This window comes from Armatimonas sp. (assembly GCF_043760365.1).
In the GTDB taxonomy this organism is placed as follows: Bacteria; Armatimonadota; Armatimonadia; order Armatimonadales; family Armatimonadaceae; genus Armatimonas.
This window is the reverse complement of the sequence record NZ_JAYUPA010000726.1, coordinates 1-10,409: the sequence shown is the minus strand read 5'-3', so window position 1 is coordinate 10,409 and position 10,409 is coordinate 1. Positions and strand designations below refer to the sequence as shown.

The following is a 10,409-nucleotide window of genomic DNA, read 5'->3' as shown; positions in this document are numbered from 1 at the left end:
ACCCCTTCACTGCACCGCTGGTGAGGCCAGAGATGAACTCTTTTTGGAGCACTAAAAACAGCACGACGACCGGGAGTACCATGACGAAAGTGCCCGCCATCGTCATGCCGTACTTCTGGCTGTAGAGGCCCACGAGGCTGGAGAGCGCGATGGGGAGCGTGTGGTGGTGCTCGCTCTGGAGCATCATCGAGGGCCAGAGCAGAGCGTTCCAGCTTCCCATGAACGTCAGCAGGCAGAACGCACCGGTCATGGGGCGCACGATGGGCATGACGATATTCCAGTAAATCCCAAACTCCGTGCTGCCGTCAATGCGCGCCGCGTTCATCAGCTCATCGGGGACGGCGAGCATGGCTTGGCGGAACAGAAAGATCCCAAAGACATTGCCCGCCGAGCCGATTAGCATCCCGAGATAGGTGTCTACCAAGCCAAGCTGGTACATGAGCTGGTAGCCGGGGCCAAGGGTGACCGCGCCGGGAATAAAGACCGTCAGGAGCTGCACCGCCATCAGAATCTTCTTGCCCTTGAACTCGTACTTGGCCAGCGCGAAGCCCGCTAGCGAGCAGAAGAAGAGCTGGAGCATCACCCCCGTACAAGCCAGAAACAGCGAGTTAAAGAGCGAGCGGATGTAGTTGGGGTTTTGCAGCTCCCAGAGGTCTTTGTAGTTTTGGAGGGTCGGGTTTGAGGCCCGCAAGTACTCCGAGAACACTTTATCCGAGGGGCGCAGCGTGGACGTAAACAGCTCCCACATAGGGATCAGCGCCGAGAGCGCGGCAATCGTAAGGAGCACGTAGGTAAGAATTTTTGCGAAGAGTTTCATGACTTACGCCTCCTTCTTTGCTGTGCCCGAGAGCCAGATTTGAACGCCGGAGATCATCGCCAGCATCACCGCCAGCGTCCAACCGACCGCCGAGGCGTAGCCCAGATCGCCCGAGAGCAGGCCATTGTTAAACAGATACATAATAATGGTCAGCCCTCGGTTGTCTGGGCCACCGCCGTTGAGAAGTGTCCTTGGCAATTCGTAGAGCTGGAAGCTGCCGACAGTCATCGTGACTAGTACGAAGGCCATCACGGGCGCAATCGTGGGAAGTGTCACGGCGCGGAAGCGCTGCGTGGCGTTTGCACCATCCACCATTGCCGCCTCGATGAGCTCCTGGTCTACGTTCTGGAGCGCGGCCAGGAAGTAGATCATGTTGTAGCCAATGCTCATCCACGCTGTCACAAGAACAAGAGCGGGCAGGACATTCTGCGGCTCCGAAAGCCACTTCTGATCGAGCCAGCTTACCCCAAGAAGCTGCGCCAACCCGATATTGACCAGGCCGAACTTAGGCTGAAGCAAGACGCCAAAAAGCACGCCCACGGCCACTTGGCCCATCAAGTTGGGCATAAAAACGGCAAGCCGCCAGAGCTGCACGCCCTTGATCCACTTCTGGGAGAGCAGCAGCGCCAGACCCAGCGAGAGCGGGAGTTGGATGGCGACGGAGAGAAAGGCAAACAGCGCTGTGTTCTTCACCGCCGTCCAGAAGTCCGGGTCGCTCCAAAGAAACTGGTAGTTCGCCAGCCCCACGAACTTCGAGTCTTTTGGTCCACTGGTGGCGTAGAGCGAGTAGGTCAGGCTCTTGATGTAGGGATACGCCGAGAAGATACAGAACGTCAGCACAAATGGAATGACGAACAGATACGGCGCAAGCTTTTGCTGCTTCTTAAAAAAAGTCGAGTTATTCATGTGTTATCGGTATGCCAGCCTTTGGCTATCAACCACTTTTTTCACGGCTTTCTCTAGGTTATCGAACGAAGGGATACCGCGCAGAATGCCGTAGCTTTGTGGTTCTGTCAGTCTAATGTTACGCACAATAGCTTTCCATAGTTCGGCATCGGCATCATTACCAATCTCAATTCCCAGTTCGCGGAGAATATCACAGAGCCGTTGTTTAGAGTTTATGCCTTCCAGATGAGAGCGTCCTGGGAATGTAAGCTGTGTTTTCGGATTTCCTGTAGCCTGACGAAGAGCTTTTTCGCTTCCAAGGAGCCAAGTTTCTGTTTCCCGAACGGGAATGACACAGATATAGGGTGGGACACTTCCTGCCGCATTGACTTTATCCTGGCACTGTCTGTCACGTTCTGTTGGGCCTTTACCTGAGGTTTCTTTGTCGTTATCTGCATCCATATGAACGAATAAGAGATCGCTCCAGTAGTCCTCTTTTTCAAAAACCTTAGTGATTGTCGCAAACTCACTCTGATCTTTGGATCGAAAGATGATTTCTTCATCCGTTTCAATATCGTCGTAAACGCCGCATTGTCGCAGGAGCCAGGTGAGAATCGGAATAAGGCAAGCATCGCTTGGCCCTTCTGCCCAGAGTGTAAAGCGCATTATTTACGACTCCTCCTCTAGTTCCCACATCTTATGCAATAGGCGTTGTGTATCTGGACGATCTACGACACGATCATATTTTTCATTGTCAGCACGATCACGGGCAATATCTAAGAAGGACGATAGTGCACTAATGGGAATGATAGGCATTTTCCCCGCGCGCCAAGTTCCCTTGAGTCCTGAGAACTTTACTTTTGTGAACTCATTACCTTGCCTATCCATTGAAGAAACTGATGAAGCCACAACAACGTCATCCGCAGGAGCTTGAGCTACTAGCAAAGGGGAGTGTGTATTCACAATCACCTGGCAGCCTGGCTTCTTTGAAATATCTCTCAGAAGTCGCATCAGCGCTGGGATTTTGGAAGGGTGAATACCATTTTCCGGCTCCTCGATACAAAATACGCCCGTCGCTTCCGGGTCAAGCCAGAGAACAGTAAGTGCGAGAAAGCGCAGCGTTCCATCGGAGAGGGTACGAGCGTTATGCCAGGTTCCATCCGGGTCTTTTACTTTTATCCAGATCTTTTCAGTAGGGTCATGTCGCTGAACTTGAATCTCTTTGATTTCACCGGTTAGCTCGAAGAGCCGGTTTGAGAGCTGTGTGAGAACCCATTCTGAGGATGCGTTTTGCTTTGATGGTAAAGTTTTACATAGACGTTCAATAGTACTTGGGACGTGCTGCCCGGATTCACTTATGTAAGGAGACGTATTGAGATTATCGTCTTGATTTATCTTTGATAGGTCAAGATTAATAATAGAAATTCTTTTTAGAATACTATATAGATGTGAGACAGAGTCGTGAAATTTGAAACTATTATGTATGATATATAGATCAGTGAAAGAATCTTGACGGGTTTGTTTCTTGAATTCGTTTATAATTTCATCTTCGATAATTTGTGTTGATTGCGATGTGTCCTGACTATATCTTATAGATTCTGATGATAATTCTGGTCGCTCCGAAACTGTTGTGATTTGAAGGTTGTAAAAATATTTTATTTCCCTTTTGCTCTCTGGGCGGTCTGGATCCATATAATATTGATGGTCAGTGTCTATAGTAATGTTTATTGGTTGAGAAGCGTTATGTGATGCATTTTTCCAATTATTCTCTGCTCCTCTTATCTTTGAAAAAGATTCTCGTAAACTGAGTGTCGTTGTTGATTTGATAAAACCGAGGGCATCAAAAACATTCGATTTGCCAACTCCATTGGCTCCCGTGATGACGTTGAACTTGCCAAAGTGGATGTCCACATCAACGAGGTTTTTGAAACCGTCTACTTGGAGCCGGGTAATCATACGCTTATGCTCCGCCGATTGAAATCGGCGTCTGCAATGGCACTGCGTGCCGCGAAGCCCGTGCCGGGCTGGGAAAGTGGCAGACGACCAGTCAAAACGGGTTCCTCGCCATTTGCTTACGGACTTCATCGGCGCGAGACTTGACGGTGGTGCGCACGAACTTGTCCCAGCCTGCGTCTTCGCCGTTTTTGTTGTAGTACTCGACGCACTGGATCAGCGCCTGGCTGAGCTTGCCTTTGCCAAGCTCGACGAAGGCACTGGCGTACTGGGGCGGCACCTGCGGGGCGAGGGCGGCGTAGGCTCTGCCGATTCTCTGGCCGCCGTAGTAAGGGTACTCTTTATCGAAAGCGGGCTGGTTCCACGCGGAGGGAACCGGGGGCAGGATATTGGTGTCCGCGTAGCGCTCAGCGAGGTCTTTCTCGTTGAGGTACAGAAACTTGGCGAACTCCCACGCGAGATCGGGGGACTTGCTTGCCTTGGTGATCCCCAGCATCGTCCCGCCCCAGGTGCTCGTGCGGCGACCTCCGGGCGTGATGGCGGGCATGGGCATTAGCCCCATCTTCCCGGACATCTTGCCAATATCAATTTCCAATGACTTGGAGCGCCAGTCCGGTGCAACGACACTCAGAAAATAGCCCGACTCCACGGCTTGAGTTAGTACCTGCCCCCCTCCTGCTGCGAGAGAATTTCCCATCTGCCGCTTGCTCTTGTTCGCCACAAGCGGGACGTACCACTTCATGGTCTCTATCCCGATCTCGTTGTCAAAGATCACTTTGCCGTCGGGATCGAAGTAGCCGCCATCGCGCTGGAAAAGACACAATTCCAGCTGGGAGCCGCCGGTGTCGGACATTTCTAGGAGATACTGCTTGCCGGGCTGCTTGACTCGAATGCCCGCCTCGATAAACTTATCCCAGGTGTCAAGCGTCTCGGGATCGAGGCTCAGCTCTTTGAATTTCTCTCGGTTGTAGGCCAGCATCACGGGATGCACATCGTGGGGTAGACCGAAGATGCTCCCACGATTGGTGTAGGGCGCAAAGCGGCTGGCGACGATTTTCTTGTCCAGCCCCTCGCGCTTAAGCCGGTCCGTGATGTCCATAAAGCCAATGTGCTCTTTGGGGCCACGGAAAAACGACCCGGCGGCGCTGATCTCGATCTCCACCATGTCAGGGACATCCAGATCCGCTTGGAACGCCGCCCGAAGCCGCTGATTCAGCCCCGCGCCATCCACGAGCTGCAGGTCCACACTCACGCCAGGATGCGCCTCCAAAAACTTGGGAAGTGCCTTCTGGTAGGCTTCGTAGTGCGGACGAGCAAACGTCCAGTAGGTCAGGGTCGCTGTCTTTTTCTTGGCCTGATCTTTGGCCAGATAGACCCCCGACACTACCGCGAGACATAAAATAGCCAGCGGTGCTGGGCCGTAAGGAAATGCACGCATCGTCCGGTATTATACACAATTTCTGAGGGTCTAAACGATTAGATAAAATCTCGGGTAGGTACAATTTGGTAATGATCTATCTGGATGGCAACTCGCTGGGATTGTGCACGGAGGAGGCGCAGAAAGCCGTCTTGCGGACGCTGGCTGAGTGGCGGGAGCTGGCCATTCATGGCTGGACGGAAGGCACGCACCCGTGGCTCTTTCTGGCGGAGCGCACGGGGGCACAGCTCGCGCGGTTGATTGGGGCGCAGGCGCAGAGCGTGGTGGCGACGGGCTCGATCACGGTGAACTTGCACCAGCTTCTCGCGACGCTCTACGACGGCAAGGGTATGGTGCTGATTGAGCAGGGGGCGTTTCCCACGGATCGTTACGCAATTCAGAGCCAGCTTCGGCTTCGTGGTTTGAGTGTGGGTGAGGTGCTCGAAGCCGTTATAGCCGATGAAGAGTCTATCGAGGCTGCGTTTGCGACAAGGAAGTTCTCGTGCGCTGTTCTACCCTCTGTGGTTTACACGACGGGAAGGCTTCTGGATATACCGCGCTTAACTTCTGCCGCGCTTCGCAACGACGTGGTGTTACTCTGGGATTTGGCGCACTCGATCGGGATCGTTCCACACCAGCTCGATGCCTGGGGCTGTGATGCGGCCTTCTGGTGTGGCTACAAGTGGCTCGCTGCCGGGCCGGGGAGCGTCGGTGGGCTCTATCTAAACCCACGCCACCACGACAAAACTCCGGGAATCCAGGGCTGGTTTGGGAGCCGTAAAGACGCGCTCTTCACCAACGACGACACGCTCCAGCCTGCCGACGGGGCCGCACGCCTTCAGCTCGGCACGCCGCACCTTCTCTCGCTCGCGCCGCTTGAGGCCACGGCAAAGGTACTGGCAGAGTACGGCATCGAGCGTCTGCGTGCTGAGTCGCTGGCACTCACTCGCCTCCTGAGCACCGAGGCCGAGAACGCGGGATTTGTTGTTGTCACGCCGCGCGAAGACGCGCAGCGAGGCGGCCATATCACGATTCAGCACCCCAAAGCCGCCGTGCTGTGTCGTGCCCTGCGCCGCCACAACGTCATCCCGGATCACCGTCCCCCCGATCTAATTCGCTTCGCCCCGCACCCGCTCTACACAAGCGAGGACGACTGTCAGAAGACAATAGCGCTTCTCGCCGCACTGGCACGCGGCGAGGAGTTTGATGATGGGCCTGCACTGGTGCCGTAGCGAAGCCCTCAGTGAGAGGAACTCGTTCCCTCGGCGACGAATGAAGCAGCATGCAACTGAGATTTCGCCAGGTTCACCTGGATTTTCATACATCCCCCGATATTCCCGGCATCGGTGCCGAGTTCGATGCCGCTGAGTTTGCCGCGACGCTGGAGAAGGCCAGCGTGAATTCGATCACCAGTTTTGCCCGTTGTCACCACGGCTGGCTCTACTACGACAGCAAGGCGCACCCCGAGCGCGTTCATCCGCAGCTCTCCAATAAGAACTTGCTCCCTGAGCAGATTGCGGCGTGCCATGCGAAAAATATCCGCGTGCCGATCTACACCACCGTGCAGTGGGATGACTACACGGCAGAAAGGCACCCCGAGTGGCTGATGATCGAAGAGGATGGGCGTCAGAGCGGCACCAAGCCCTTTGAGCCAGGTTTCTACCGCGTGCTGGATGTGTTTCATCCGGGCTACCGGCAGTTTCTCTTTGATCACGTGAAGGATCTCTTTGCGTGTGTTCCGGACGTGGACGGCCTGTTCTTTGATATCGTCGGGACACGTGTCTCCTTTGCGCCCCACTGGATCGCGGCGCTGGACGCGGCGGGGCTAAATCCGCAGGATGCCTCGGATCGGCAGCGCTTTGCGACCCAGGTGATCCAGGACTGGCAAGCGGAGATGACAGCGTTTGTGCGGACGCTCAGCCCGGACTGCACGATTTTCTACAACTCCGGCCATGTCGGGACGCGCCATCGCGGCGAGTCAGAGAGCTACACGCACTGGGAGCTGGAGTCGCTGCCCTCGGGGGGCTGGGGCTACCTGCACTTCCCGCAGGCACAGCGCTACGCCCGCACGCTCGGGTTGCCGTGTCTAGGAATGACCGGCAAGTTTCACACGTCGTGGGGGGATTTTCATAGCTTCAAGAACCCCGCCGCGCTGGAGTTCGAGTGTTTTCACATGCTCGCGCTCACCGCGCAGTGCTCGATTGGCGATCAATTGCACCCGTCGGGCAAGATAGACGCGGCAACCTACGACTTAATCGGCGGCGTGTATGGTCAGGTAAAAGCCAAAGAGCCCTGGTGTGTCGGGGCAACACCCGTCACCGATGTGGCGCTCATGACCAGTGAGGAGTTCACCGAGTACAGCCCGCACAGTGGCCGCAATCTCGCGCACATTCACGGCGCGATTCGCATGTTGCAGGAGCTGGGCATCCAGTTCGATATCATTGATAGTCAGTCCGACTGGATGCGCTACAAGCTCTTAATTCTCCCCGATGAGATCCCCTTTGACACACGTCTGTCCTCTAAGCTCGATGCGTTTGTCTACAACGGTGGCACCGTGATCGCGTCCTACAAATCGGGCCTCGGCAGCGATGGGCAGTTTGTCACGGGCGAGCTGGGCGTGAAGGCTATCGGCGATGCGCCGTTCTCGCCGGACTTTATCGTGCCTGGCAATGGGATCGGAGAGAGCCTGCCCAAGACCGGGCATGTGATGTACCAAAAAGCGCTGGAAGTTGTGGCTAGCAATGGGGGAAGCGTGCTCTGCTGGGCCGAAGTGCCCTACTTCAACCGGACGTGGCGACACTTCTGCTCGCACGCCCACACGCCCTCGTCGGGGGAGCGCAAGTACCCGGCGGTGGTTGCGAGCGGCGCGGGAATCTACTTCGCCCACCCGATCTTCCGTCAGTACCAGCTCAATGCCCCGCTCTGGGTGAAGACGATGCTCAAGGACGCGATTGCAATGCTCTTGCCTCGGCCCGTGCTCAGTGTCAAAGGGCCGTCGTCGCTGCTGGCGACGCTCAACAAACAAGAGTCGGAGAATCGCCATATCGTCCATCTACTGCACTACATCCCCGAGCGGCGTGGGCAGGCGTTCGATGTGATCGAGGACGTGATCCCGGTGCACAATATCGAGGTCGTGGTTCGGATTGGCCAGCCCGTGAGCGCTGTCACGCTCGTTCCTAGTGGCGAGGCACTGGCGTTTGTGAGCGAGGCCGGAGCTGTGAAATTCACCGTCCCGACCGTCAATGGCCACGCGATGATCGAGCTCGCCTGAACTCGCCCCTTCTCGCCTGAGCTCACCCCCTGGTAACGCGGAAGGGGCGGGTTGCTGGGAGACCGAACGCGGCACGGGCAGCTTTTGTGGCGTCCGTGCCGCCGTTGTAGGGATACTCGGACTCGATGGCGTACTGCACCCGAATCCGTCGGTCGGTGATGATTTTTAGCTGCGCCTGTCCCTCGGCGCGCTTGCGCGTGGCTTCGTCCTGCGCGGCCTGCTGGCCCTCATGGGCGCTCCACCACTGCGCGCGTGCGTCACTTAGTGCGGCAACCGTGGCGGAGGAGATGCCGGGCAGGGTGTCCTCCCCGAGCTTCTCCAGGATCGCTGCCGAGTACTGCGCCAGGCGTGCGGCGCTCCCCGTGAGCTCCACCCCGATGTAGTAGTCTTTCAGCACCGCCGCCTGGGTAGCGTCGCGGGCATACTTCACCGAAGCCGCCGCCTGGACTTTGCGCACGAGCAGCAGAAGGCTCTTTTTGCCACTGCTCTCTGCCCTGGTCTGCCCACGCTTTTTATCCACCGCCTGCACGGCATCGGCAAAGTGCGTGCGGCACTGCGCACTGTCCGTGGCGAGGGTCTGGATAAAAGCGCGGCTGATGTCATAGCGCTCCAGCACCGTGGCATAGGGCTCGCGCAGGGCCACGGCAGTGAGCTCTTCGGTCTTTTTCAGCTCCTTGAGGTCGCTTGCCTTCACCGGGCCGGGGCTTCGTCTTATCGCTTTCTTTACGGGTGCCTCCGGCTGCATCGCTGGTGTGTTGGGTTGCATCGCTGCGGCTTCGTCTTTGATCGTATCGGTTTCAGTGCTCATTTTTCGTCCTCTCAGGGGGATAACTTCCACAAAAATATTGACGCTTCCAACCCTCATTTGGTTGTGGCCTATTTTCCGATTTTTTCTTCATACTCTCGTCTGCACTTTTCGGTTCAATTATTCATTTTTTGGCTCTCCGATATGTTTTTTGAGTGTGAAAATGGGCCTTGACAAACAAGGAGCGTCTGTTTATAATCCCGATATTGCTACGGAGCATGTTGCTGTGTCGGACTTGTCTTGATTTGGCGAAAGAGGTTTTGGGCACAAGTAGCTACTGGTAGGTTCATACATGATTCAATATATAAACCAGGAGGCGCGATGAGTGCAATACCTGGTTTCGATGTGCCTGGGAACCCAGGGGAGTTATACACCGATCCAAATTCTCAGCCAAATCAATATCATCGCCTTCAAATATGGCCCGTTCTACAATCGATGCAGTTCGCATTACCATATCCATGATAAATTTATAAAAGTGATATTATTATGAAAAAAATATTTAAAATAACAACTCTTGTGTTAATTGCTCTTGTTTTGATAAGGAGTATTACACTGTTAACGATTAAAATAGATAAATCTGAGCCGTTTCCGGACAATATTCGTGGATGTAGGGTCAAATGGATACCTGATATAGAAATAATAAATATTGCGCATCGCATGGAAAAAGAAAATGTTTTAAGTGTTGAGTTAAATTTACTTAATCATGGATCGTCAGGAATATTAAATGTTTCAACTCATAATAAAAATAAAATTCAATTACTGATATATGGGCTGAAGTTAGCATTAAAGCGAGCTGATGAGCCATATCTGAAAGAAACATCAATGGGAGAAGGGATAGCGGGAGGTATGGCATCCTTTGATCAAATGATGATTAGTTATATAGACTCTAGGAGTGGAAAGTTAAATGAAGAAAAAATTATTTTTTATGCAGATATTATCGAAGGAGAAAAAGTGGGAATGCCACGAGGGACAATATCCCCTGAGTTTCAGAATGCCTTACGTGCCTTAGGTGTTCCAAAAATAAAGCCAAGTAATTTCATAGATGGTTTTATTCTCGATTCTATAATTTTTATAAAAAATTTATAATAAGTCTATAGGCTGGATAATCCGTCGCAACAACACGGTGTATGCCATTTCCGCCAGTCCTCAGGTGTGGTCGGTCTCTGCGGACAACACGCTCTACCAGGGCGTTGTTATCACGGCTCCGACCGGAGTCAACACCAAGCACAACCTGGAGCTTCAGTGCAACTTTGCCGGACGC

At 54.2% G+C, this 10,409-nt stretch carries 9 protein-coding genes; 3 read left to right on the top strand and 6 right to left on the bottom strand.

Annotated elements, in window-relative coordinates; all coding sequences use genetic code 11:
• From ACH2EH_RS17190 to ACH2EH_RS17170, 5 genes are all read right to left on the bottom strand, one after another.
• Positions 1 to 817, bottom strand: an 817-nt coding sequence (locus tag ACH2EH_RS17190; protein ID WP_395143485.1) for a carbohydrate ABC transporter permease, incomplete at its 3' end; no start/stop codon positions are given.
• A gap of 3 nt (positions 818 to 820) precedes the next feature.
• Positions 821 to 1,723: a carbohydrate ABC transporter permease gene (locus tag ACH2EH_RS17185; RefSeq protein WP_395143483.1), complete on the bottom strand. Its 903-nt coding sequence runs from the start codon at positions 1,721 to 1,723 to the stop codon at positions 821 to 823.
• A gap of 3 nt (positions 1,724 to 1,726) precedes the next feature.
• Positions 1,727 to 2,368, bottom strand: coding sequence for a hypothetical protein (locus ACH2EH_RS17180; RefSeq protein WP_395143481.1), 642 nt, complete (start codon positions 2,366 to 2,368; stop codon positions 1,727 to 1,729).
• 3 nt (positions 2,369 to 2,371) lie between these two features.
• Positions 2,372 to 3,658: an AAA family ATPase gene (locus tag ACH2EH_RS17175; protein ID WP_395143479.1), complete on the bottom strand. Its 1,287-nt coding sequence runs from the start codon at positions 3,656 to 3,658 to the stop codon at positions 2,372 to 2,374.
• Between the two features lie 91 nt (positions 3,659 to 3,749).
• Positions 3,750 to 5,093, bottom strand: coding sequence for an ABC transporter substrate-binding protein (locus ACH2EH_RS17170; protein WP_395143477.1), 1,344 nt, complete (start codon positions 5,091 to 5,093; stop codon positions 3,750 to 3,752).
• 71 nt (positions 5,094 to 5,164) lie between these two features.
• On the opposite strand from ACH2EH_RS17170, the gene kynU reads away from it, so the two are divergent.
• Positions 5,165 to 6,304, top strand: coding sequence for a kynureninase (gene kynU / locus ACH2EH_RS17165; protein ID WP_395143475.1), 1,140 nt, complete (start codon positions 5,165 to 5,167; stop codon positions 6,302 to 6,304).
• A gap of 50 nt (positions 6,305 to 6,354) precedes the next feature.
• On the top strand, positions 6,355 to 8,343 hold the full coding sequence (locus ACH2EH_RS17160; protein ID WP_395143473.1) for an alpha-amylase family protein: 1,989 nt from the start codon (positions 6,355 to 6,357) through the stop codon (positions 8,341 to 8,343).
• Positions 8,344 to 8,365: 22 nt separating this feature from the next.
• Here ACH2EH_RS17160 and ACH2EH_RS17155 read toward each other — a convergent pair whose 3' ends face one another.
• Positions 8,366 to 9,151, bottom strand: a complete 786-nt coding sequence (locus ACH2EH_RS17155; RefSeq protein ID WP_395143471.1) for a hypothetical protein — start codon at positions 9,149 to 9,151, stop codon at positions 8,366 to 8,368.
• 483 nt (positions 9,152 to 9,634) lie between these two features.
• Between ACH2EH_RS17155 and ACH2EH_RS17150 the strand changes: the two genes are divergently transcribed.
• On the top strand, positions 9,635 to 10,234 hold the full coding sequence (locus ACH2EH_RS17150; protein ID WP_395143469.1) for a hypothetical protein: 600 nt from the start codon (positions 9,635 to 9,637) through the stop codon (positions 10,232 to 10,234).
• Positions 10,235 to 10,409: the final 175 nt, after the last annotated feature.